Below are 23,655 nucleotides of genomic sequence, written 5' to 3'. Positions count from 1 at the left end.
CCGGGGCGAGGTCCGAGGATGGAGCGGTGAGCAGCCCGAGCGCCGACCTGAGCCCCTTCGACCTGATGGACGAGTGGGGGCCGGAGAAGGTCGTCTGCGTCTCCGACACCCGCACCGGCATGCGTGGCGTGCTCGTCATCGACAACACTGCGCGCGGCATGGGCAAGGGCGGCACCCGGATGGCGCCGACGGTCACGGTCCGCGAGATCGCCCGGCTGGCGCGGGTGATGACGCTGAAGTGGGCCTCGGTCGACATGTTCTACGGCGGCGCGAAGGCCGGCATCGTGGCCGACCCCGCCTCGCCGGACAAGGAGGCGGTGCTGCGTGCCTTCGCCCGCGCGCTGAGCAACGAGGTGCCCGCGGAGTACGTGTTCGGCCTCGACATGGGCCTGACCGAGGACGACGGCGCGATCCTGCTCGACGAGCTGGGCCGCGGCACGTCGGTCGGCACCCCGCACAGCCTCGGCGGCCTGCCCTACGACGAGCTCGGGGTGACCGGTTTCGGCGTGGCCGAGTCGGCCTCCGCCGCGACCCGGTGGTGCGGCGACGACCTGCGCGGTGCCCGGGTGGTCGTCCAGGGCTTCGGTGCCGTCGGGGTGGCCGCGGCCGAGCGGCTCACCGCCCTCGGCGCGTCCGTGGTCGGCATCAGCACCGGCGCGGGGGCGCTGCACGACCCGACGGGTCTCGACGTGGCGGAGCTGGTGGCCCTGCGCCGCACGCACGGCGACGCGCTGGTCCACCACCACGACGCCGCGCCGGTCGCGCTGGGCGCCGAGCTGGAGCTCGACTGCGACGTCCTCGTCCCGGCCGCGACCCAGGACGTCGTCGACGAGGACCTCGCCGGCCGGATCAAGGCCCGGGTGGTCGTCGAGGGCGCCAACCTGCCCACCTCGCCGGCGGCCCAGGAGGTGTTGCGCGAGCGCGGTGTCGTCGTGGTGCCGGACTTCATCGCCAACGCCGGTGGTGTGATCGCGGCCGGCTATGCGATGGACGCACGGTTCTCGGCCTTCCGGCCCGACCCGGCGCCCGTGCTCGACACGATCGCCACGCGGTTGCGCGCCAACACCACGGCGGTGCTGGACAGTGCCCGGGACCGGGAGGAGAGCACCCACCGGGCCGCCCGGCGGCTCGCCGAGGAGCGCGTGCGGGCCGCGATGGCCGCGCGTCGTCGCCTGCCCGCGCGCTAGTGCGGCGGCAGCGCCGGGATCCGGCGCAGCCCGAGCGCCAGCACGCCGACCCCGGCGAAGAGGGCGAGGGCGAGCAGGGCCGGACCGGCCCAGCCGTACGCCGACCAGGCGCCGCTGCCGAGGTTGCCGAGGACCGACGAGCCGACGTAGTAGGAGAACAGGTAGAACGCCGCGGCCTGGCTGGCGCTGGCACCGGCGGCGTGCGCCCGCACGGCGACCCAGCCGCTGGCGATGCCGTGCACGACGAAGAAGCCGGCGGTGAGCAGGGCGAGTCCGGCGACGATGAGCGGCAGCGACGGGGAGAGGGTCAGCGCGACACCGGCGAGCGCCGCCAGGCAGCCGATCGGCAGCACGGTACGACGGCCGAGCCGGTCCGCCCACGCCCCGGAGACCGTGGCGCTGATCGTGCCGAGGGGGTAGACGAGGTAGAGCAGGCTGATCGCGCCCAGGCTCAGGTGGTGCGGCGCCGCGGTGAGCCGGAAGCCGAGCGCGTTGAAGACGACCACCAGCGCCCCGACCGAGAGGCCGCCGAGCACGTAGAGCCGGCGCAGCGCGGGGTCGGCGAGGGCGGCGCGCGACATCGCACCGAGCGCCAGGTCGTCGCGGCGGCGCGCGGTGAAGTGCTGCGAGGGCGGCAGCGCGACGGTGACGGCGATCGCGCAGATGACCGCGAGCGCCGCCGCGGAGGCGAGCCCCCAGCGCCAGTCGAGGAGGTCGGTGACGGGGGCGGTGAGCAGGCGGCCGACCATGCCCCCGAGCGCCGTACCGCCGATGTAGAGCCCGGCCGCGCGGGCCTGCGCGGAGGCGTGCAGCTCCTCGCGGAGGTACGCCGTCGCGACCGCGGGCAGACCGGCCAGCACCACGCCCTGGAGGAAGCGCAGCGCGAGCAGTGCGTGCCAGGACCACGCGAACGGGCACAGCAGCGCGACCAGGCTGGCCAGCCACACGGCGCCGACGATCATCCGGGTCCGGCCGAGCACCTCCGACGCGGGCCCGGCGACGAGCAGGCCGAGGGCCAGCCCGGCCGTGGTCAACGACATCGACAGCGTCGCCTGGGTGGGGGAGACGTGGAAGTCGGCGGAGAAGGCGGGCAGCAGCGCCTGGATGTCGTAGAGCAGGACGAAGGTGACCATGCCGGCGCAGACCATCGCGGTCATGATCCGGCGGTAGCCGAGCGAGCCGCGCGGATGGCCGTCGAGGGCGACGGGCGGGGCGGTGAGCGAGACAGTCACCGGACCAGGGTGCGCCGAGCGGCGTCATACGTCCAATGTCAAGCACGCAGGTAGTCCATGCGTTCTTCGTATGATGTCGACATGCGCATCCGCGACCTCGAGTGGCTCGTCGCCCTCGCCGAGCACCGGCACGTCACCGACACCGCCGCGGTGCTCGGGGTCAGCCAGCCGACGCTGTCCCGCGCGCTGTCGCGGGTCGAGGAGGAGCTCGGGGTGCGCCTCTTCGAGCGGGTGCCCGAGGGGCTGGTCACCTCGCCCCACGGGACCTATGTCGCCGCGGCCGCGCGGGACCTGGTGGCGCGCTACCGCCAGCTGACCGCGGAGGTCGTGGCCCGTCTGGACCCCGACCGCGGTGTGGTGCGGCTGGCCTTCCTCGACTCGATGGCCACCTCGCTCGTGCCCAAGCTGCTGCGCGGCTTCCACCAGGAGGCTCCGGGCGTGCGGGTCGAGCTCTCCCAGGAGCCGGGGCACCGGATCCGCGACGACTTCGCCGCGGGCGCCGTCGACCTGGCGGTCACCGCGAGCCGGCCCGGAGAGCACTTCGGCTGGCTCCCGCTCCAGCACGAGCGGCTCGTGCTCGTCGTACCGCCGTCGCACCGGTTGCGCCAGCGCAAGCGGATCGGGTTGGCCGAGCTCGCGGGTGAGGAGATGGTGACGACGCCGGTCGGCTTCGGCTTCCGCTCCCTCGTCGACGGGCTGCTCGCCGAGGCGGGGGTCGCGGTGCAGGTCTCCTTCGAGAGCGCGGACCTCGCGACGATCGAGGGCCTGGTCGCCGCCGGGCTCGGCGTGGCGATCGTGCCGGAGAACTTCGCCGGCCTCTCCGGGACGGTCGGCATCGCGCTGACCAGCCGGGGCGCTCGTCGTACGGTCGGGCTGACGTGGCGCACCGACCGCGAGCTGGAGCCCGCCGCCGCGCGCTTCCGGGACTTCGTGGCGTCGTTCAGCTCGCCGCGGCCGCCCCGCGGCTGATCAGGTACTGCCCGGCGGTGTAGGTCGCCATCACCGCCGACTCCACCGCCGGTGACGGCGAGCGGAGCAGGAAGGTCCGCGCGCCGAGCACCGAGTCCGACAGCAGGAAGAGGCCGGCGCCGCTCGCGGTGAGCAGCCGGGCCCGTCGCGGTACGTCGTCCCCGAGCCGGGTCGCGGCCGCGACCATCGTCGCGAGCAGCCCGGAGTAGCCCAGCACGGTCGGCCCGAGGGATCGCTCCTGGCGCGCCGCCGCGACCGCGACGACGGGTGCGGTGCCGGCCCACACGCCCGCGACCGCGCGCACCGCGGGACTGCGCCGGGCCGTCGTACGACGCTCGCGGAGGCGGTGCAGCCCGTGCAGGTAGGCGAGGTGGCCGACCCCGAAGGAGCCGGCGCCGGCGGCGAACCGGCCCGGACCCTCGCCGAGCAGCAGCACGTCACCGCCCCACCCGGCGGCCTCGGCGGCGAGGGTGGTGGCGCGCAGCGGTGAGCCGGTGGCTCGGTCGTCGGTGGCGAGCGAGGCGGCCAGCACCGGCATCAGCAGCGGCTTGGTGACGCGCCGGGCCCGGTGCGCCCACGGGCGGCCGGACCCCGCGAGCAGGGTGTCGGCCGCCGCGAGGGCGCCGTAGACGAGCTGGAGCCGGGTGGTCGTGCGCATCGCGCCAATCTAGGGCGTGCTCGGCCGGGTGGCGGCGAGCTGGGCCCGGGTCGGCGCGTAGGGGACGACCAGCAGGCGCATGCCCGCCTCGGCCGGCGTCCGGTCCGCCTTGCGGCCGTTGCAGGGACCGCACGCGGCCACGGTGTTGAGCCAGGTCCAGCCACCGCCGCGGCTCTGGGGCAGCAGGTGGTCGACGGTCGAGGCGTGCCGGCGGCAGTAGGCGCACCGGTGACGGTCCCGCTTGAGGACGCCCGAGCGCGAGTAGGCCGCGGGCCGGTACATCCACTTCGCGGCGACGTAGCGGACCAGTCGGATCACCCGCGGCCACGGGTGCGGGCCGATCATCCGGTCGTCGTGCGCCTCCTCGACGGTGGCGACCTCGCGGAAGAGCATGCGCACGGCGTGCTGGAAGGTGACCGTCCCGAGCGGCTCGTAGGAGGCGTTGAGCAGCATCACGGCAGTCATGGCGCCGTACCTCCTTCCTCGAGAGCCTGGTCGTGCTCCTGTCCGATCGTGTGCGAAGCGTGGGCAGCCGGTGTTTCCGGCGAGCCACGAGGGCGTGAAATGCAGAAGGCCACTGGGCGGTGGCCCCTGGCGTGACGGTACGCCTGAGGACGGCTCGCCGCCCAGCGTTTTTCGCGCCGGGCCGCTCATCTACCCGGGCGTTGTGGCCTCTACCCGGGTGGTCTACCACCCTGGTAGAGGCATGAACACGTAGTTACAAGTGGTCGGGCCGCTAGCGCGCGAAGCGGGTGTACGTCGCCATCCGCACCGTGCGGACCTCGGTGCGGGCGTCGTTGCCGCCCTGTTGCATCCAGCGCCAGCCGCGGCCGAACCACAGGTAGGCGTCGACGAAGAGCCGGGCCTGGCGGCGCAGCACCGGGCTGGCGGTGCCGAGGCCGAGCTTGGCGGCCTCCGCGTCCACCGGGTTCCAGGTGGGCTTGTGGCCGATGGTCTGGCAGACCTGCTCGGTGCGGGAGAAGCAGGTCGGGGTGTTGTCGAACTGGTAGTACTCGTTGCGGGTGGCCCGGTAGCGCTCGCCCCAGCGCGCGTTCCACTGCGCCCAGGTGAAGGGCGTGCCGTTGTCGGCGGTGTCGATGACCGCCCGCTTGCCGGGGAGGCCGGCCTTGGCGAGCGCGGTGCTGAGCCGGGCGGCGAAGGCGACGTTGCTCGCGACCGAGTCGTAGTGCGTGGCACCGAGGGCGAAGCCACGGACGTACTGGATGCCGCTCGCGCGCAGCAGGCGGACCGCCTCGTCGACGTACAGCCAGTCGGCGGAGCCGGCGTCGAGGTAGACCGTCGTGCGCGGCAGCCGGGAGAGGTAGTACGCCGCCCAGCGGGTCATCGCCATCCGGGTGCCGGGCGTCGGGTCGGGCATGGTGCGCCCGTCGGCGCCGTGGTTGGCGGAGATCGCCAGGTCCGGCTCGAGGACGACGACCGCGCGGGCGCTGCCGATGCCGGCGGCGACCTGCTTGATCCAGGCCTGGTAGCGCGCCATCGACCAGGACATCGCGGGCCGCTTGCCACGGACCACCTCGCCGTCGGGCCACAGCCCGAACACGGCGAGCTGGACGAGGGCGTCGGGGTTGCCGCGCCGTGCGTCGGCGACGTACGCCGCCACGGAGCGCTGCGCCGTCCCGGGGTTGCACGTGCCGCAGTTGGCGAACCAACGGGCCTTCGGGGTCAGCGCCACCCGGCCGAGCAGGTACTTGCGGGTCGGGTTCGTCTCCGCGACGTAGTTGAGCAGCTCGGGGTTGGCCCGGGTCTGGATCGTGGAGTGCCGCCAGGTGCCCGTCCCCGCGAGCGGGTTGGCGGGGTTGAGCGGGTCGGCGCCGGCCGCGCCCGTAACGAGCCCGAGCGCGCCGAGCAGGAGGCAGAGGATCGTGAGACGACGCATCTGCTCCTGATCGGCACGCCCGGGTGGGGCCTTAGGAGACCGGCGCCTCGCCGAGGGTCACCGTCGCGGTGTGCTCCTGCCCGTCGGTGCCGGTCCAGGTCAGGGCGACCCGGTCGCCGGCGTCCGTCGCGGCGATCGCCTGCTGCAGCGCCTCGGCAGTCCGTACGGCGGTGCCGTCCACCTTCGTGATGGTGTCGCCGACCTCGACCCCCGCCTCCGCCGCGGCGGAGTCCTCCACCAGCTGCGCGACGAGCGGCGTCGTCGCCGACGGGTCGAGCCCGACGCCGAGGTAGCCCTGGTAGCCGAGCTCGATGTCGCCGCTCTCGTCGCCGTCCTCGATCTTGCGCACGACGGACTCGACGGTGGCGATCGGGATGGCGTAGCCGGTGACCTGGCGGGAGCCGCTGGACGCGGCGACGTTCATCCCGACGACCTCACCGTCGCTGTCGAGCACCGCGCCGCCCGAGTCGCCGGGCACGACGTAGGCGTCGAGCTGGATCAGGTCGGTCAGCCGGGTCCCGCCCGCGCTGCCGTCGGTCGACTGCACGGTGATGTCCTGGCCGAGCGCGGAGACGCTGCCCGGGGAGGCGGTGAGCGTGCCGCCGTCGCCGCCCGCGTCGCCGACCGCGGTCACCTCGTCGCCGACCTGGGCCGCGTCGTCGGACAGGTCGGCCGGGGTGAGCCCGCTGGCGTCCTGCAGCTGCAGGACGGCGACGTCGGTGACGGCGTCGCCGCCGACGTACCGGGCGGTGTAGGTGCGGCCGGTGGACACGACGGTGACCTTGATCGTGGTGGCGCCCTCGACGACGTGGTGGTTGGTCACGATCTCCCCGTCGGAGGTGAGGACCAGGCCGGTGCCGGCACCGGTGCCGCCGTTCATGGTCGAGCTGATCTGGACGATGCCCGCGGACTGCTCCGCGGTGGCGTCGCCCGCGTCCTGCGCGGAGCTCGCCCCCAGCCCCTGGTCCGGTACGACGAGGCCCTGGCCGCGCTGCGCGAAGGGCGACGCCGGGTCGTCGCCGGTGCCGTCCTGGGCGGTCGTGGCGGGGCCCTGCCTCGTCGTACCGGCGCTGGGGGTGGAGCCGTCGTCGAGCAGCCGCATGGCGACGGCGGCGCCGCCCGCACCCGTGCCGACGAGCAGCACGGAGGCGGCGGCGCCGGCGGCGACCAGACGACGGGTGCGCCACGCGCGGGTCGGCGGCGGGGGCGGCAGGAAGGGCGGAGGCGGGGGAGGCGTCGGGCTGCTCATGACATCGAGGTTGCGTGGCGATCCTGTGCGCGAGATGTGGAAGCGCCAAGGAGTCGCCACGAAGGCGGCTAGGCCATCTCCGGCACCGGTGTGCGCAGCCGGCCGGTCTCCAGCCAGAGCGCGAGGTTGTCGAGGGTGAGCGCGCGCATGGCGGCCCGGGTCTCCTCCGTGCCCGAGCCGACGTGGGGGAGCAGCACCACGTTGTCGAGCGCCCGCAGCGCGGGAGGCACGTCGGGCTCGTGCGCGTAGACGTCGAGCCCGGCGCCCCCGAGCCGTCCCTCGCGGAGCGCGGCGACGAGGGCGTCCTCGTCGACGACCGAGCCGCGGGCCACGTTGACGAGGACCCCGTCGGGGCCGAGGGCGTCGAGCACGGCCCGGTCGACGAGGGCCGCCGTGCCGGCGCCGCCCGGGACGATCGCGACGAGGTTGTCGACCTCGGACGCGAGCGCCTCGGCGCTGGGCGCGTAGCGGTAGGTGACACCGGGCACCTCGTGCCGGGAGTGGTAGGAGACCGTGCAGCCCAGGACGTCCAGGATCTCCGCGATCCGCCGGCCGATCCGGCCCAGGCCGAGGATGCCGACCCTGCTGCCCGCGACCTGCCCGGTGAGGGGGAAGGCGCCGGCGCCGGGCCAGCGGCCGTCGCGGACGAAGCGGTCGGCCTCGACCATCCGGCGCCGGGTCGCGACGAGCAGCCCCAACGCGGTCTCCGCGACCGCGTCGTCGAGCACTCCCGGGGTGTGGCTGACCAGGATCCCGCGCTCCAGGCAGGCCGTCACGTCGATGTTGTCGTAGCCGACGCCGTGGTTGGCGATCACGCCCAGGCGCGGCAGCGCGGCGATCAGGTCGCCGTCGACCCGCCCGGTGTTGGTGCACACGATGCCGACCACGTCCGCGCCGTGCTCGGCCAGGAACGCGGCCCGGCCGTCCTCGGGGAGGTCGCGGGCGTCGTACTGCTCGCCGACGGCATCGTGCAGCTGCGGGCTCAGGGGCGGGACACGGAGGACGGTGGGGCGGCTCACCCCTCCAACATAGAGGCGGCCCGGATCATGTCCGCCCGGGTGGCGACCTTGACGCGCAGCCGCTCCTCGGCGGCGCCGAGCGCGATCTCGTGGGCGTCGAGGCGCTCCCAGCCGGCGTGCGTGACGATGTCGACGTCGCGCTCGGCGAAGTAGGCGTCCACGTCCTCCGGCGTGCGGGCGGTCGCCGTCTCGGTGGTCTCGGCGAGCAGGTGGCCGACGGTCTCCGCGGCGTCGCTCTTGGTGTGCCCGATCAGGCCGACCGGGCCGCGCTTGATCCAGCCGGTCACGTAGGTGCCGGGGATCGGCACGCCGTCGAGGTCGAGGACCCTGCCGCCGTCGTTCGGGACGACCGCGGCACGCTCGTCGAAGGGCAGGCCCGGCAGCGCGCTGCTGCGGTAGCCGATCGCCCGGTAGACCTGCTGCACGTCCCAGTCCGTCACCTCGCCGGTGCCCACGACGTTGCCGTCCTCGTCCGGGGAGTGGGTGCGCTCGGTGCGCAGCGTGGTGACCTTGCCCGCGGCGTCGGTGACGATCTCGGTCGGCGCCTCCGCGAAGTGCAGGTGGATCCGGTGCGGCTTGCCGACCGGGTCCGCCCCGACCCAGCTGGTCAGCGTGTTGAGCACCATCTTCTGCGCCTTGTGCTGGGCGATGTGCGCCATCCCGTGGGCGTCCACGTCGAAGCCCTCGGGGTGCACCACCACCTCGACGTTCGGGGAGTGGTTGAGCTCGCGCAGCTCCAGCGGGGAGAACTTGGCGTACGCCGGGCCGCGGCGCGCGAAGACGTGCACGTCGGTGATCGTCTTCGCGCTCAGACCGGCGTGGACGTGCGGCGGGATGTCGGTCACGAGCATCTCCTCACCCGTCTTCGCCAGCACCCGGGCCACGTCCAGGGCGACGTTGCCGACCCCCAGCACGGCGACGCTCGTCGCGTCGAGGGGCCACTCCTGCGGGACGTCCGGGTGGGCGTCGTACCAGGAGACGAAGTCGGCGGCACCCAGCGAGTGCTCCTCCCCGGGGATGCCGAGGTCGCGGTCGGCCATCGCGCCGGTGGCGATGACGACGGCGTCGTACATCTCGCGCAGGTCGTCGAGCTTGACGTCCACGCCGTACTCCACGTTGCCGAGGAAGCGCACCTCCGGCTTGGCGAGGACGCGCTGCAGCGCCTTGATGATCTCCTTGATCCGCGGGTGGTCCGGCGCGACGCCGTAGCGGACCAGGCCGAAGGGCGCGGGAAGGCGCTCGAGGATGTCCACCGACACGGGGGTCTCGGACTTGGTGAGGATGTCGGCGGCGTAGATGCCGGCCGGTCCACCGCCCACGATGGCGACGCGAAGAGTCATGCCGTCGAGTCTGGTCGGCGCGCCGTCGTCACAGAACGAGGTTGTGGTTGGGTGGTCACAAGGTACGGTTGTGACCATGTTGGGACCGCACGTCCCGGAGCTCCGGGCCCTCGAGCTGCTCGTCACCGTCGCCCGCACGGGCTCGCTCGGCGCCGCCGCCGCCGAGCTCGGGATCACCCAGCAGGCCGCCTCGTCGCGGGTGCGCACCATGGAGGCGCTGGTCGGTGAGCCGCTCGTCGCGCGCAGCAAGCGCGGCTCCGAGCTGACCCCGACCGGCGAGCTCGTCGTGCAGTGGGCCGGCCGGGTGCTCGACGCCGCGCAGGAGCTGGACGCCGGCATCACCGCGGTCCGCGCCGACCGGCGCGGTCACCTCGACATCGCCGCGAGCCTCACCATCGCCGAGCACCTGCTGCCGGGCTGGCTCGTCGGCCTGCGCGCCCAGCAGGTGCAGCGCGGCCAGCAGCCCACCGAGATCACCATGACCGCCACCAACACCCGGCGGGTCACCGAGCTGGTCCTCGCCGGGGAGGTGGTGCTCGGCTTCGTCGAGGGTCCCGACGCCCCGCGGGGGCTGCGCCACCGGCTCGTCGGCACCGACGAGCTGCTCGTGGTCGTCGGGCCGGCGCACCCCTGGGCCCAGCGCTCGCGCCGCCGGGTCACGGCGGCCACGCTGGCGGCGACGCCGCTCGTCGTACGGGAGGCGGGGTCGGGGACCCGCACCGTCCTGGAGCGGGCGCTGGCCGACCTGCCGATGGCCGCACCGGCGCTCGAGCTCTCCAGCACCGCCGCGGTCCGGGCGGCCGTCGCGGCCGGTGCCGGTCCGGCGGCGGTCGGGGCGCACGCCGTACGGGACGACCTGACGACGGGCCGGCTGGTCCGGATCACCGTGACGGGGCTCGACCTCACCCGTCGCCTCCACGCGGTGTGGAAGGGCGCCGCGCAGCCGCCGGAAGGGCCGGCGCGCGAGCTCGTCGCGTGGGCGGCGCGACGCCCCTGACTCAGGTGTGCGCGGGGTGCCGCGCGGCGATCCGCGCGATCGAGTCGTCGGTGCACTCGGCCCAGAAGGTGCCGACGACGTCCTCGACCTGGCTGAACGAGTCGGCGACGTAGAGCACGTCCTGGTAGTCGGTGATGTCGTACTGCATGCTGCCCATCTCACCGATGTCCAGCGGGCGGATGGTCATCCCGCGGAAGGCCTCGATCTCGCCGGGGGAGGAGAGGATGCCGGCGCCGTACGCCTTGAGGTCGCCGGTCTCCCACAGCACGCCGAACTCCAGGGTGAACCAGAAGGTCTTGCTGACGAACTCCAGTGCCTCGGTGCTCTCGACGCGGCGCGAGGCCTGGCCGGCGAGCTCGTAGAGCGCGGTGAAGCGGGGGTTGGCGAGGGTGTTGCCGTGACCGACGACCTCGTGCAGCACGTCCGGCTCCGGCGTGTAGAGCGGCACCGAGTGGTGGCGGACGTACTGGGTGGACCAGAACGCCTTGTCGGCGAGCGAGCCGTAGAACTCGCGCAGCGGGACCAGGCCCGCGGCGGGCTGGTAGCGGTAGCCGGTCAGCGGCTGCAGCCACTCGCTGACCTCCGCGAGCTGCGGGATCCGCTCGATGGGCAGGCCCAGGGACTCCTTGCCGTCGAGGAACTCGCGGCAGGCGTACGCGCGGTGCTTGGTCACCAGCGCCTCGCTGACCACCCGCCAGACCTCGTGCTCGGCCTCCGTGTACGACGCCACCGGAGCCGGTGTCCCCGGGGTCCAGGCGCTGGCGAGCGTGGCGAGGGCGTCGCGGCGGGCGCGGTAGTCCGGGTCGGCGAAGCCGGGGTGGTCGGCGCCGAGGTGGACCTTGAGCGAGCCGTCCTGGTCGGCGGTGACGGGCGCGAAGTACTGACCTTCCTCGAACATGCCAGCAGTGTGTGACGTGGTCCACAGAATTGCCAGAGCGCGCGGACGAATGGCTCGCAGATCGCCTCGAAGGTGGCAAGATGTCTGCTATGGACGCCGCCGACCGAGCGATTCTGGACATTCTGCGTGCCGACGCGCGGACCTCGATCCGGGAGGTCGCGAACCAGGTCGGGATCAGCCGCGCGAGCGCCTACGCGCGGGTGAAGCGGATGACCGACGAGCGGGTGATCCGCCGGTTCACGGTCGACGTGGACCCCGCGGCCGAGGGGCTCGGGCTGTCGGCGTACGTGCACGTGCGCACCAAGCAGAACTCCTGGAAGTCCTTCCGCACCAAGGCCTGGCAGCTGGAGGAGGCGGCCCACGTCGCCCTCGTGACGGGCGACTTCGACTGCGTCATCCTGGTGCGTGCCCGCGACGCCGACCACCTGCGCGAGCTGGTGCTGGAGCGGATCCAGGCGCTGCCCGAGGTGGTCGCGACCCAGACCGTGCTCGTCTTCGAGGAGCACGTCGGCGCCCGGTGAGCCCTCTCAGCGGCGCTTGCGGTCGTGCCGCCGGAGGAACTCGTGCAGGTAGGCCCAGGTCGTCTCGGGCGCCTTCGTGCCGGTGAGCACGCCGAGGTGCCCGCCGGGCGCGAGCGGCAGGACCACGTCGGGGGAGTGCGGCAGCAGCGTGCCGACGTGGTGCGCGGCCGCCGGCGGGACGAGCACGTCGGTGCGCCCGGCGACGTTCATCACCGGGACGGTGACCTTCGACAGGTCGACGAGGTGGTTGGGCCCCTGGACCTTGCCGGTGGCGAGCTCGTTGCGCAGCGCGAGCCGCTGATAGACCTGCAGCGTCGCCCGGCCGGGGTAGGCCAGCATGTTGTTCATGATGTGGTCGACGGCCTGCACCTGACCGAGGAATTCGCGGTCCTCGCGCTTGCTCCACAGCGTCCGCGGCTTCTTCAGGTACGTCGGCAGCGCGGTCGCCTTGAAGCCGATGCTCACCAGCGGGGCGGGCACGGAGCCGGCCGCCTTGAGCGCGCCGCCGACAAGCCGGCCACCGGTCACCTTCGCCACCGCCTGCACCGGTCGCAGCAGCGGCTGCTGGGAGAGGTCGAAGGGGCTGGCCACCATCGCGACGGAGCGGATCGGCAGGTCCTGGTGGACGGCCGTCGTGCCCAGGGAGAGCAGGCCACCCATGCACCAGCCGACCAGGTGCACGTCGCGCCCGCCCGCGTCCTCGGACACCCGCCGGATGGCCGGTGGCAGCACGTCGTTGATGAAGTGCTCGATGCCGACCTTGCGGTCGGCGCCCTTGAGCGGCCCGTAGTCGACGAGGTACGTCGGACGGCCCCGGCTGACGAGGTCCTCGGCGAGCGACAGCCCGCGGCGCAGGTCGAAGCAGCTCGCCTGCGAGCCGAGCGGCGGCACCAGCAGCACGGGCGCGCCCTTGCTGCGCACGCCCTTCGCCTTCGTGTACCGGTGCAGCTCGCGGGTGCGCCCGGTGTCGATCACCTCGGATGGGGTGCGAGTCAGGTCGGCGATGCCGCGCCGGGCCAGGAAGTCCCAGAGGTTGAGCACGGCCTGCGGGGTGGGAGCCTTCGGTGTTGCCACGGGGCACAGTGTGGTCCCGCTCGTGCCCGTGAGGGGGCGGAACCATCGGATCCGATGGTTGCGGCGCGCACCATACCCTCTACGGCCCCAGAGTCATAGTAAAGAAACCGGCATTGCCGTGACGCGGCGTCGCGACCTGACGTTTCCTGGGGACAAGTGGCTCGGGCCCGCTCCACCCCGTTCATCTCTCTCCTCCGAAGAGGTATTTCGCATGCGCCCGACCCTCGACCGCCTCAGCGCCGCCCGCCGCGACCAGCGCGGCTTCACGCTCATCGAGCTCCTGATCGTCATCGTCATCCTCGGCGTCCTCGCCGGCATCGTGGTCTTCTCGGTCCGCGGCATCACCAAGACGGGCGAGAAGGCTGCTTGCAAGACCGAGTTCCGCACCGTCAACACCGCGATCGAGGCCCGGTACGCCGAGCTCGGCTCCGGTGCTCCCGCGCCCACCCTGGCCCTGCTCGAGAGTGGTGGCTTCCTCCACGACACCGACACGAAGTACGTGACGGGCATCAGCGCCACCGCGCCGTACACCGCGACCGGCACCAGCTGCAACGGCCTCGCGGACTGACGCGACCGCTCCGCAGTCGGAGGGCCGCCGTTCCGCGGTGGCCCTCCTTCCGTCATCCAACGCCAGCCACGGGGGCCTGATCGTGTACCACCACCTCCACCAGATCGGTGACCGCATCGACCAGCTGCTCGCTGCGCTGTGGGAGGTCCGGGGGACCGACCTCCTGCTGACCGTCGGCCTGCCTCCGATGCTCCGCGTCGACGGAGCCCTCACGCCGGTCCCCGGCGAGTCGGCGCTCGCCGCCCACGAGACCGAGGCGCTGCTCGCCGAGGTGCTCAGCGAGGAGCAGCAGACGGCCTGGGAGTCCCGGCACGAGTACGACTTCTCCTTCTCCTGGCGCGAGCACGCCCGGATCCGTGGCAACGCCTTCACCCAGCGCGGGCTCACCGCGGTCGCGCTGCGGATGATCCCGCGATCCGTGCCCACGCCCGACGACCTGGGACTGCCGCCGACCCTGCGCGACCTGGCGATGCGGCACCAGGGGCTGATCCTGATGACCGGACCCACCGGGTCGGGCAAGTCGACGACGCTCGCCTCCCTCATCGACCTGATCAACACCTACCGCGGCTGCCACATCATCACGGTCGAGGACCCGATCGAGTACGTCCACGACCACAAGATGGCGGCCGTCAACCAGCGCGAGGTCGGCACCGACACCGCGACGTTCAGCGACGCCCTGCGCTCGGTCCTGCGCGAGGACCCCGACGTGCTGCTGGTCGGCGAGATGCGCGACCTGGAGTCCATCCAGTTCGCCCTCACCGTCGCCGAGACCGGTCACCTCGTCTTCGCGACGTTGCACACCAACGACACCGCGCAGTCGCTCGGCCGGATGATCGACGTCTTCCCTGCCGAGCAGCAGGCGCAGATCCGGGTGCAGCTGGCCGCGGCGCTGTCGTGCGTGGTGTACCAGCGGCTGGTCCCGAAGGTCGGTGGCGGCATGACGGCGGCGTACGAGGTCCTGGTGGCCACGCCGGCGGTGCGCAACCTGATCAAGGAGGGCAAGACCCACCAGCTGCGGAACTCGCTGGTGACCGGCGCGCAGGACGGCATGCAGACGCTGGAGCAGTCGCTGTCGCACCTGGTGCAGACCGGAGTCGTCACCGCCGAGGACGCTGCGGCGCGCAGCCTGTACCCGAAGGACATCGAGACCCGCCCGCGCTTCACCGCCGGCGTCGGCCGCTGAGGGGCGCGATGAGGCTCAAGGGGAGGCAGGGCAAGCAGGAGGCGCCGGTCGCCGCGCCGCGGACCGACGAGGACGACGAGCGCCTCGGCCGGATCCTGGTCGCGAGCGGCCGGGTGCAGCCCTACCAGCTGGACGCGCTCCGGGACCAGGACGGTGCGCTCGCCACCAAGCTGGTTTCTAGCGGCACGATCAGCGACGAGGCGCTCGCCCGCGCGCTGGGGGAGCACCACGGCGTCCCGCTCGCGGACTTCCGGACCCTGACGCCGGCGCCGGAAGCGATCGGCCTGCTGACCCGCGAGCAGGCGACGACCCTGCAGGTGCTGCCGCTCGCGATCGACGACGACGCCGTCACGCTCGCCGTGCTCGACCCCGCACCGGAGCGGATGGCCGTCGTGGCGGCCGTCCTCGAGCGCCCGGTCCGGGCGGCCGTCGTCACCCAGCGTGACCTGGAGCGCGGGCTCGCGACGTCGTACCGGGCCACGCAGGAGGTGGGCGGCCAGGTCCAGGCCTTCGAGGCACGGGACGCGCTGCGCCGCGACGCCGCCGGCCTCGAGGACGTCACCGTCAACGAGGAGGCCCCCGTCGTCCGGGTGGTCCACTCGATCATCACCCAGGCCCTGCGCGACCGGGCCTCCGACATCCACGTCGAGCCGACGGGGGAGCGGGTCCGGGTGCGCTACCGCATCGACGGCGCGCTCACCGAGGTGCTCGACCTGCCGAGCTCGATCGGGCCGGCCATCGTGAGCCGCGTCAAGATCCTCGGCGGGATGAACATCGTCGAGCGCCGACGGCCCCAGGACGGCCAGATCTCGATGGAGATCGAGGGCCGCGAGGTCGACATCCGGGTCTCCACCACCGCCGTCGTCGGCGGGGAGAAGGTCGTGATGCGGGTGCTCGACAAGAGTCGTCCGCTCTTCAAGCTGGAGCAGCTCGGCATGCCCGCCGACACCGCGGAGCGCTACTCCCAGCTGATCCGCTCACCCTTCGGCATGGTCATCTGCGCCGGCCCGACGGGCGGTGGCAAGACCACGACGCTCTACGCCTCGCTCGGTGAGCTGAACAGCCCCGAGAAGAACCTGATGACGATCGAGGACCCGGTCGAGTACACCTTCGACTCGATCAACCAGATCCAGATCAACGAGCAGGCCGGCATCACCTTCGCCGGTGGGCTCAAGTCCATCCTGCGCCAGGACCCGGACGTGATCCTGGTGGGCGAGATCCGCGACGTCGACACCGCACGGATCGCGGTGCAGTCGGCGCTGACCGGCCACTTCGTGCTCTCCTCGCTGCACGCGACCGAGGCGGTCTCCGCGCTCTACCGGCTGCTCGACATGGGCATCGAGGCGTTCCTCATCGCCTCGTCGGTGAGCGCCGTCGTCGCCCAGCGCCTGGTACGACGCAGCTGCACGTCGTGCCTCGCGCCGTACCAGCCGTCCCCGGACGAGCTGGCCTTCCTGCACACCTTCGGCGGCGAGGAACCGATCGGCGGCTTCCAGCACGGCACCGGGTGCCACTTCTGCGCGCACACCGGCTACCTGGAGCGGATCGGCGTCTACGAGATGCTCGTGGTCACCGACGAGGTCCGCGAGCTGATCGTGGACCGCGCCCCGCACGACCAGATGCGGAAGCTGGCCCGCAGCCAGGGCATGCGCACCCTGCAGGAGCAGGCCGCCCAGCTGGTCACCCACGGCACGACGACGGCGGCCGAGGTCATGCGCTCGATCTACGTGGCAGGAGTCTGAGATGCCCAAGTTCGCCTATGTCGGGGTCGATCTCGCGGGACAGCGGGTCAAGGGCACCCAGAAGGCGCCGAGCCGGGGTGACGCCGAGGTCGCACTCTACGAGCAGGACTTCCGCGACCTGCGGGTGACGGAGAAGAAGAGCGTCCTGCAGTACGAGATCTCGGGGCCGCGGATCAAGAAGGAAGAGGTCATGCACCTCTCCCGGCAGATCGCCGCCTTCCTCCGCGCCGGGCTGCCGATCCTCGACGCCGTGCACTCGATCGGGGCGGAGAGCGAGAACTCCTCGATCCGCCGCATGATGCACGACATCGAGGACGGCCTGCGCACCGGTGAGCGGTTCTCCGACACCCTGGAGCGCTACCCCAAGGCCTTCCCCGAGTTCTACCGCGGCATCGTGCGCTCGGCCGAGCTCACCGGTGAGCTGGACACGGTGCTCTCCCGGCTGGCGATCTACATGGAGCGCGACCTGGAGGCGCGGCGCAAGATCAAGTCCGCGCTGATGTACCCGATGGCCGTCGCCGCGATGTCGGTGGTGACCGTCCTCGTGCTGGCGATCTACGTGCTGCCGAAGTTCGAGGACTTCTTCGCCGAGCTCGACGCCGAGCTGCCGCTCCCGACGCGCATGCTGCTCGGCTTCACCGACTTCCTCAGCGCATGGTGGTGGGCGGTGGCCGGCGGCATCGCGCTGGTCGTCCTGTTCTTCGTCCTCTCGCAGCGTTTCGAACGCGGCAGGTACGCATGGCACGCGGTCCTGCTGAAGACGCCGGTGCTCGGCGAGACCATCCAGTACGCCCTCGTGGAGCGCTTCTGCCGGGTGATGGCGTCCATGGTCTCGGCCGGCGTCAACCTGCCCGAGGCGATCCGGGTGGCGACCGAGTCGCTGCGCAACCGGGTCTTCATCAAGCGTCTCAACGGGGTCACCGAGCAGCTGCTGGAGGGTCAGGGCCTGGCCGGGCCGCTCGCCCGCACGCGGTTGTTCCCGGGCACCGCGACCTCGATGCTCCGCGTCGGCGAGGAGACCGGCTCGATGGACACCCAGCTCGAGGTGACCGCCGAGTACTACGAGGACGAGCTGGACTACAAGATCAACAAGCTCACCGCGCTCTTCGAGCCGATCGTGATCATCGTGATGGGCCTCATCGTGGGCTTCGTCGCGGTGGCACTGGTGTCGGCGATGTACGGGATCTTCCAGCAGGTGGAAGTCTGATGCTCGCCTTCCTGCGTCGTCGCCTGGCGTCCCGGGGGGACGCCGGCGTGACGCTGGTCGAGACCCTGGTGGCGCTCTCGATCCTGAGCATCGCCGGAGTCGCGGTGATGGCGGGCCTCCAGCTGAGCGTGCAGTCCTCGGACATCCACCGCAAGCAGGCGACGGGTGGCGCCTACGTGCGCAGCTACGCGGAGGCGGTCGAGAAGTACCTGAACACCGAGGGCAACTACGTGCGCTGCGCCGGCGCCAACACCTACACGCCGGGCCTGGTCGGCTTCACCGTCCCGTCCGGCTACTCCGCGCAGCAGCTCGCCGCCGTCCCCCTCGACGGTGGAGGTACGGCGGCCGGGGGCGCCTGCCCGGCCAAGGACTCCGGCCTGCAGCGGATCACGCTCACGATCAGCAGCAGCGACAACCGGGCGACAGAGCGGTTGACGATCGTGGTGCGCAAGGCCTGCGGCACGGGGACGTCATGCAGCTGAACGAGACGACGACCGGGGAACTCGACGAGGACGGGTTCACCCTCATCGAGATGGTCATCACGGTGACCATCATGGGGATCATCGCCCTGGCGTTGACCGGCGTCGTGATCAGCTACTTCAAGACCACGGTCGACACCCAGTCGCGGATGACGGAGTCCCAGGACGTCCAGTTCGCGGCGACCTACTGGCAGCGGGACGTCGCCAGCATCGGGGTGCGGTCCTACGACGCCGCGACCAAGTCGTTCCCGCTCCAGCAGTCGGTGGGAGTCGCCCCGGCGTGCTCCCTGCCGGCCGGGACACCGGTGGTGACGCTGGCCTGGAGCGAGTACACGACCGACCAGTCCACCGACATCCCGACCCGGATGACGGTCAGCTACCTCGCCCAGGCCGATGGCTCGGCGTACGAGCTGGTCCGGGTGCGTTGCAGCGGGTCCACGGTGGTCTCGACGACCGAGGTCGCGCACAGCCTGAACGCGGTGCCGACCGTGGACTGCGACATCGCGTGCACCGGGGCCGGCGCGAACGTCCCGGTCACGGTGAACCTGAACCTCTCGGTGCTCGACCCCGAGGGCGACGGCACCGTCGCCTACACCGCCACGCTCTCGGGCGAACGGAGACAGTCATGAGGAAGCTGCGGCACCTGCTCCCGCCGCGCGACGACCGCGGCGCGCTGCTGATCATCGCGATGGCGATCATCACCGTGGTCGCGCTCGTCACCGGGTTCGTGCTCACCCGCGGCGACGGCAGCCTGCGGGCGACCGTGGCGCTGCGTGACGTCGCCCGGACGTCGTACGCCGCCGACGGGGCCGCACAGACGGCGATCAACGCACTGCGCACGGGGTACAACGTCGGCAGCGGCGAGCCGAGCCCGTGGTACTACACGAACGAGACGGCCAACAACACCGGCTGCTTCGGGTACGACGGGAGCGGCGCCGCCGCGACCGCCAAGAACACCCTCGTCCTCAACAGCCTCATCCCACAGGCCGCGGGGGAGACCCAGCAGACGATGTCCGCGCGCGTGGTCTGCACACCCGACAGCGACACCGGGGAGCACGGCTCGGCCGTGCCGATCAACAACCAGAACAAGCCGGGCTACGCGATCGTCACGCTCAACGGCGACGTCGACGCGACGGGCAGCAAGGACCCCGGCCTGCTGGTGCGGGGCGGCATCTACGCGAACGGTGCCGTCCGGGGCAAGGTCAACGTGCTCGCGGGCGGCGTGCGCGCCACCGGTGCCTGTGACGGGACGGTCGTGGCCGTGCCGAAGACTTGCGGCACCGGCCCCGCGGTCAGCGACCCGAACTACGGCTCCGAGCTGGGGGCGAACGTCCCTGCCCTGCAGACCCCGCCGACGTCGTGCACGAGCGGGGTGGCGGTCTTCGAGCCGGGCTACTACGACAACGCGGCGACGCTGACCGCGGCGACCGACCTGTGCTCGGTGGCCTGGTTCAAGCCGGGCGTCTACTACTTCGACTTCCACAACGACGGCTGCGCGAACGTCTGCCCGAGCAACCTCTACGGCACGAGTGGCAACACGTGGTCGATCAACGGCAAGACGGTCATCGGTGGGACGCCGATCGACGCGAACGGCAACACCCTGGCCCGCCCTCCGGTCGGGGTGGGGGTGCCTGGCGCCTGTCGGAGCCCGATCACCGACGTCAACGCCCAGGGCGTGCAGTTCGTCTTCGGCGGCAGCAGCCGGATCTACGTCGACCAGAACTCCAAGATGGAGCTCTGCGCGACCTACCACGCCGACCGGCCCCCGATCGAGATCTACGGGCTCAAGACCGGCAGCACGCCGACGGTGGCCAACGCCAACGGGCTGACCGCGACCTCGGTGCCGACGCCGGGCTCCTTCACCGGCGCGAACGCGGCCAACCTCGGCACCGCCGGGGACGGCAACGCTGCCACCTGGACGACCACCTCGGCCAACGCGCAGTCCACGACGATGACGATGCAGGGCTTCGCGACCGGCTCGGCGTTGCCGGCGGGCGCGGTGCTCACGGCCGCCGTGCTGCACGTGCGTCACCAGGACGCCGACGGCACGGCCAGCTCGCAGGCGACGGCCAAGGTCACCGTCGGCACCACGACGACCACGGCCATCAACGTCCCCGTCTCGGCGAGCGCGACCACCTCGGACATCGCCATCACCGGCGCCAACCTCAACAGCCTGCAGAAGGAGGTCCACGACAAGGGCTACACCGACGCCTCGATCGCCTACACCGCGAACGCCAAGAAGAACGCCGCGACGACCACCATCGACATGGTCAAGCTGGACCTGACCTACTACGTCCCGGTCTTCCGGGGCCAGGCCGGCACCTGTGTCGCCGGCAGTGGCACGCCCTGCAGGTTCATGGACATGAAGAACGGCAACAACAAGGTCGAGGTCTTCTTCCAGGGCACGACCTACGTCCCGTACGGCGACCTGCAGCTCCTGCTGGGCAACTTCGCCTCCGAGATCATGAAGTTCGGCCTGATCGCCCGTCAGCTCGAATTCGCCTTCTGGAACGGCGCCTCCAGCCAGAATGTCCCTGTGATCGAGATCCCCGACAACTCACCGGGCTTCGGCTTCGAGACCACCCTGGTGCGTCTGGAGGTCTACGTCTGCCCGGGCACGAGCTGCACCACCGGTGGCGAGCTGGCGCTGAGGTCGAAGGTGAAGATCTTCGACGAGGGCGGTACGCCCGGCCCGCCGAACCGTGAGGTCTCGGTGCTGAGCTGGAGCCACACGCGCTGAGCGCGCAGGACGTCCTCGACCTCGCCGTCACCGCCTTCGCGGGTCTGCTCGGGCTGGCCATCGGGTCCTTCCTCAACGTCGTCGTGCACCGCGTGCCGGCGGGGGAGTCGGTCGTCCGGCCGCCGTCCGCCTGTCCCCGGTGCGGTACGACGATCCGCAACCGCCACAACGTGCCGGTCCTCGGCTGGCTGGTGCTCCGCGGGCGCTGCTACGACTGTCGCGAGCCGATCAGCGTCCGCTACCCGCTGGTCGAGGCGGGCACGGGGCTGGCGTTCGTGCTCGTGGTGCTGCGGCTGGGCGCCGACGAGGAGGGGCTGCGGCTGCTGCCGGCCTACCTGGTGTTCGCGGCGGTCGGCATCGCGCTGGCGCTGATCGACCTGGACGTGCAGCGGCTGCCAGACGCGATCGTGCTGCCGTCGTACCCGGTGCTGGCGGGGCTGCTGCTGATCGGGGGCGACGGCGAGGCGCTGCTGCGGGCGGCGCTGGGCGGGCTCGCGCTGGGGGCGTTCTTCCTCGTGGTGTGGCTGCTGGTGCCGGGTGGGATGGGCTTCGGCGACGTGAAGCTGGCGGGCCTGGTGGGCGCGCTGACGGCGTACCTCACCTGGGGCACCTTCCTCGTCGGTGCCTTCCTCGGCTTCCTGCTCGGCGCGGTCGCCGGGGTGCTGCTGATGGCCGCGGGGCGGGCCGGGCGCAAGAGCGCGGTGCCCTTCGGCCCGTTCATGATCCTCGGCGCGTGGGCGGCGATCCTGGGCGCCGGTGGGCTCGGCGACTTCTACCTGGACCTGATCCGCGCCTGAGGCTCGGGAGCCGGGCCCAGGGTCTGGGGCTCAGGGTCTGGGCTCAGGGTCTGGGGCTCAGCCGGAGAAGCAGACCAGGCAGGAGCGCGGGTCGTGCTGGATGCCGCTGGTGTGCAACCGGTCGGCACGGTGCAGCAGGTCGTCGAGGGCCCGCTCGGAGGCGGCGATCTCCACGATGGTCGCGGCGAGCTCGGTCGAGATCCGCGGGCCGGCGGCCTCCTGCGGCTGCTCGACGAGCCGGGTGGCGGTGGCGGTGGCGTTCATGGTTCCTCCCCAAACTCATGACCGAGAGTGACCGAGACCTGCGGTACGTCGAGCATGGCCGCGCGGGGAGGTGCCCGGCAATGGGCCGGAGAGAGGTCGGCACGAACGAATTCGGCGCGACCACCCGAACGGACTACCCGGCCGGGACGCCCGTCACTGCAGGGCCGCGGTGAGTCGCATGACGTTGTCGACGTACCGGGTGCGGGGCGGGCGCTGCTCCCACTCGGGCAGGGTCAGCTCCTTGGAGATCGCGCGGTAGTCGTCTTCCACCTCGCGCAGCCGGACCACGACGGCCGGGTCCGGAAGCATGAGCGAGACCTCGTAGTTGAGCCCGAACGAGCGCATGTCCATGTTGCTGGAGCCGATCACGGCGACGTCGTCGTCGATCGTGAAGTGCTTGGCGTGCAGGATGTACGGCGCCGGGTAGCGGTAGATCCGCACGCCCGCCTCCAGCAGCGCCCGGTAGTACGACGCCTGGGCGTGCCCGACCATGAACTGGTCGGAGACCTCGCTGACGAACAGCTCGACCTCGACCCCGCGCTCGGCGGCGGTGGTGACGGCGTAGAGCAGCGACTCGTCGGGGACGAAGTACGGCGAGGTCAGCGAGATCCGCCGGGTGGCGGCGTAGATCAGGGTGGTGAACATCCGCAGGTTGTTCTCCGCGACGATGCCGGGGCCGCTGGGCACCACCTGGCAGGGCACGTCGAGCACCTCGTCGGGACGCTGGTCGGGCTCGCCGAAGACGGCGACGAGCTCGACGACCTCGCCCGTCTCGACGTACCAGTCCGAGGCGAAGACGGCGTTGAGCCCGGCCACGACCGGGCCCTCCAGGCGGACCATCAGCTCGACCCACTCGCGCCCGGCCTTGTGGTTCTTGGGCTTGTTGTAGCCGGGCTCGGTGAGGTTGAGCGAGCCGGTGAAGCCGACCGTGCCGTCGACGACCAGGATCTTGCGGTGGTTGCGCAGGTCGGGGCGGCGGAAGCGGCCCTGCAGCGGCTTGATCGGCAGCATCGGGCGCCACTGGATGTCGGTGCCGCGCAGTCGCTTCAGCAGCGCCTTGTAGCTGGGCAGGCCGCGCGAGCCGAGGTGGTCGAAGAGCAGGCGTACGTCGACGCCGCGCCGGGTGGCGCGCACCATCGCCTGGAACAACGGGTCGGTCACCTCGTCCCAGGCGGTGATGTAGAACTCGACGTGCACGTGGCTGCGGGCGCGGTCGACCTCGCGTGCCATCTCCTCGATGACGCCCCGGTAGTCCGGCCACAGCTGCACCTCGTTGCCCCCGGTGAGCGGGAGCGCGCCGAGGTGGTGGTTGAGGGCGGCGACGCGGGCGATGGGTGCCGGCAGCCGGGCGCTGTCGAAGGACAGCGGCAGCCGGTCGGCCCGTTCGCGGATCGCGGCGATCGCGCGGCGCTGCCGCTTGATCCGGCGGTTGCCGAGCCGGGTGCGGCCGAAGAGCAGGAAGATCGAGAAGCCGATGATCGGCTCGATCATGATCAGCAGCAGCCAGGCCATGCCGGTCGAGGGCTTCCGGTTGCCGGGGATGATGCCGAGGGCGACGAAGCGCAGGACGATGTCGAGACCGAGCACGGTCCAGCCCAGGGTCGAGGTCGGATCGGGCCAGGTCATGGCTGCAC

The 23,655-nt window shown here is 72.1% G+C and carries 23 protein-coding genes; 12 read left to right on the top strand and 11 right to left on the bottom strand.

The window, feature by feature from the left end:
- Positions 1–26: 26 nt before the first annotated feature.
- Positions 27–1,187 (top strand): Glu/Leu/Phe/Val family dehydrogenase, encoded by a 1,161-nt coding sequence (locus tag MRBLML1_RS07345; RefSeq protein ID WP_364513627.1) that lies wholly within the window; start codon positions 27–29, stop codon positions 1,185–1,187.
- Here the strand turns inward: MRBLML1_RS07345 and MRBLML1_RS07340 are convergent.
- Positions 1,184–2,419 (bottom strand): MFS transporter, encoded by a 1,236-nt coding sequence (locus MRBLML1_RS07340; protein ID WP_364513624.1) that lies wholly within the window; start codon positions 2,417–2,419, stop codon positions 1,184–1,186. The genes MRBLML1_RS07345 and MRBLML1_RS07340 overlap by 4 nt on opposite strands.
- 81 nt (positions 2,420–2,500) lie before the next feature.
- Here MRBLML1_RS07340 and MRBLML1_RS07335 point away from each other — a divergent pair, with 81 nt between their 5' ends.
- Complete coding sequence (locus MRBLML1_RS07335; protein ID WP_364513621.1) at positions 2,501–3,388, top strand: LysR family transcriptional regulator; 888 nt, start codon at positions 2,501–2,503, stop codon at positions 3,386–3,388.
- On the opposite strand, the gene MRBLML1_RS07330 is transcribed toward MRBLML1_RS07335, so the two are convergent.
- The 6 genes from MRBLML1_RS07330 to MRBLML1_RS07305 form a co-directional block, all read right to left on the bottom strand.
- Positions 3,360–4,046, bottom strand: coding sequence for a lysoplasmalogenase (locus tag MRBLML1_RS07330; RefSeq protein WP_364513618.1), 687 nt, complete (start codon positions 4,044–4,046; stop codon positions 3,360–3,362). The two genes, MRBLML1_RS07335 and MRBLML1_RS07330, sit on opposite strands and share 29 nt — an antisense overlap.
- Before the next feature lie 9 nt (positions 4,047–4,055).
- Positions 4,056–4,511: an HNH endonuclease gene (locus MRBLML1_RS07325; protein WP_364513615.1), complete on the bottom strand. Its 456-nt coding sequence runs from the start codon at positions 4,509–4,511 to the stop codon at positions 4,056–4,058.
- Positions 4,512–4,782: 271 nt separating this feature from the next.
- On the bottom strand, positions 4,783–5,943 hold the full coding sequence (locus MRBLML1_RS07320) for a glycoside hydrolase family 6 protein (protein WP_364513612.1): 1,161 nt from the start codon (positions 5,941–5,943) through the stop codon (positions 4,783–4,785).
- Between the two features lie 31 nt (positions 5,944–5,974).
- Positions 5,975–7,192, bottom strand: a complete 1,218-nt coding sequence (locus tag MRBLML1_RS07315; protein WP_364513609.1) for a S1C family serine protease — start codon at positions 7,190–7,192, stop codon at positions 5,975–5,977.
- Between the two features lie 68 nt (positions 7,193–7,260).
- Positions 7,261–8,211: a 2-hydroxyacid dehydrogenase gene (locus tag MRBLML1_RS07310; RefSeq protein ID WP_364513606.1), complete on the bottom strand. Its 951-nt coding sequence runs from the start codon at positions 8,209–8,211 to the stop codon at positions 7,261–7,263.
- Positions 8,208–9,551: an FAD-dependent oxidoreductase gene (locus tag MRBLML1_RS07305; RefSeq protein ID WP_364513603.1), complete on the bottom strand. Its 1,344-nt coding sequence runs from the start codon at positions 9,549–9,551 to the stop codon at positions 8,208–8,210. The genes MRBLML1_RS07310 and MRBLML1_RS07305 overlap by 4 nt, the downstream gene beginning before the upstream one ends.
- A 76-nt stretch (positions 9,552–9,627) precedes the next feature.
- On the opposite strand from MRBLML1_RS07305, the gene MRBLML1_RS07300 reads away from it, so the two are divergent.
- Entirely contained in the window at positions 9,628–10,548 is a 921-nt protein-coding gene (locus MRBLML1_RS07300) for a LysR family transcriptional regulator (protein WP_364513600.1), read from the top strand.
- Position 10,549: 1 nt separating this feature from the next.
- On the opposite strand, the gene MRBLML1_RS07295 is transcribed toward MRBLML1_RS07300, so the two are convergent.
- Positions 10,550–11,446: a phenylalanine 4-monooxygenase gene (locus MRBLML1_RS07295; protein WP_364513597.1), complete on the bottom strand. Its 897-nt coding sequence runs from the start codon at positions 11,444–11,446 to the stop codon at positions 10,550–10,552.
- 80 nt (positions 11,447–11,526) lie between these two features.
- On the opposite strand from MRBLML1_RS07295, the gene MRBLML1_RS07290 reads away from it, so the two are divergent.
- A complete protein-coding gene (locus MRBLML1_RS07290) occupies positions 11,527–11,967 on the top strand; it encodes an Lrp/AsnC family transcriptional regulator (RefSeq protein WP_364513594.1) in 441 nt (146 codons plus the stop codon).
- Between the two features lie 6 nt (positions 11,968–11,973).
- Here MRBLML1_RS07290 and MRBLML1_RS07285 read toward each other — a convergent pair whose 3' ends face one another.
- Positions 11,974–13,041 carry an alpha/beta fold hydrolase gene (locus tag MRBLML1_RS07285; RefSeq protein WP_364513591.1) on the bottom strand — a complete coding sequence of 356 codons (1,068 nt, stop codon included), beginning with the start codon at positions 13,039–13,041 and terminating at the stop codon, positions 11,974–11,976.
- 211 nt (positions 13,042–13,252) lie between these two features.
- Here MRBLML1_RS07285 and MRBLML1_RS07280 point away from each other — a divergent pair, with 211 nt between their 5' ends.
- The 8 genes from MRBLML1_RS07280 to MRBLML1_RS07245 all read left to right on the top strand — a co-directional run bounded on the left by MRBLML1_RS07280 (position 13,253) and on the right by MRBLML1_RS07245 (position 21,757).
- Entirely contained in the window at positions 13,253–13,609 is a 357-nt protein-coding gene (locus tag MRBLML1_RS07280; RefSeq protein WP_364513588.1) for a type II secretion system protein, read from the top strand.
- An 82-nt stretch (positions 13,610–13,691) separates the two neighbouring features.
- Positions 13,692–14,792 carry a type IV pilus twitching motility protein PilT gene (locus MRBLML1_RS07275; RefSeq protein ID WP_364513585.1) on the top strand — a complete coding sequence of 367 codons (1,101 nt, stop codon included), beginning with the start codon at positions 13,692–13,694 and terminating at the stop codon, positions 14,790–14,792.
- Between the two features lie 8 nt (positions 14,793–14,800).
- Positions 14,801–16,534: a GspE/PulE family protein gene (locus MRBLML1_RS07270; RefSeq protein ID WP_364513582.1), complete on the top strand. Its 1,734-nt coding sequence runs from the start codon at positions 14,801–14,803 to the stop codon at positions 16,532–16,534.
- Between the two features lies 1 nt (position 16,535).
- Positions 16,536–17,741 (top strand): type II secretion system F family protein, encoded by a 1,206-nt coding sequence (locus tag MRBLML1_RS07265; RefSeq protein ID WP_364513579.1) that lies wholly within the window; start codon positions 16,536–16,538, stop codon positions 17,739–17,741.
- Positions 17,741–18,223: a type II secretion system protein gene (locus MRBLML1_RS07260; protein WP_364513576.1), complete on the top strand. Its 483-nt coding sequence runs from the start codon at positions 17,741–17,743 to the stop codon at positions 18,221–18,223. Before MRBLML1_RS07265 ends, MRBLML1_RS07260 begins: the two co-directional genes overlap by 1 nt.
- Entirely contained in the window at positions 18,214–18,849 is a 636-nt protein-coding gene (locus MRBLML1_RS07255; protein ID WP_364513573.1) for a prepilin-type N-terminal cleavage/methylation domain-containing protein, read from the top strand. Before MRBLML1_RS07260 ends, MRBLML1_RS07255 begins: the two co-directional genes overlap by 10 nt.
- A complete protein-coding gene (locus MRBLML1_RS07250; RefSeq protein ID WP_364513570.1) occupies positions 18,846–20,960 on the top strand; it encodes a hypothetical protein in 2,115 nt (704 codons plus the stop codon). The genes MRBLML1_RS07255 and MRBLML1_RS07250 overlap by 4 nt, the downstream gene beginning before the upstream one ends.
- On the top strand, positions 20,942–21,757 hold the full coding sequence (locus MRBLML1_RS07245; protein WP_364515595.1) for a prepilin peptidase: 816 nt from the start codon (positions 20,942–20,944) through the stop codon (positions 21,755–21,757). The genes MRBLML1_RS07250 and MRBLML1_RS07245 overlap by 19 nt, the downstream gene beginning before the upstream one ends.
- A 57-nt stretch (positions 21,758–21,814) precedes the next feature.
- On the opposite strand, the gene MRBLML1_RS07240 is transcribed toward MRBLML1_RS07245, so the two are convergent.
- Positions 21,815–22,021, bottom strand: a complete 207-nt coding sequence (locus MRBLML1_RS07240; RefSeq protein ID WP_364513567.1) for a hypothetical protein — start codon at positions 22,019–22,021, stop codon at positions 21,815–21,817.
- A gap of 153 nt (positions 22,022–22,174) precedes the next feature.
- The gene (gene cls / locus MRBLML1_RS07235; protein ID WP_364513565.1) at positions 22,175–23,647 is read right to left on the bottom strand and encodes a cardiolipin synthase; all 1,473 of its coding nucleotides are present in this window, start codon (positions 23,645–23,647) and stop codon (positions 22,175–22,177) included.
- Between the last annotated feature and the right edge of the window lie 8 nt (positions 23,648–23,655).

The sequence above is a fragment of the Nocardioides sp. LML1-1-1.1 genome (assembly GCF_040676175.1).
In the GTDB taxonomy this organism is placed as follows: domain Bacteria; phylum Actinomycetota; class Actinomycetes; order Propionibacteriales; family Nocardioidaceae; genus Nocardioides.
This window is presented reverse-complemented; position numbering and strand designations above follow the sequence as displayed.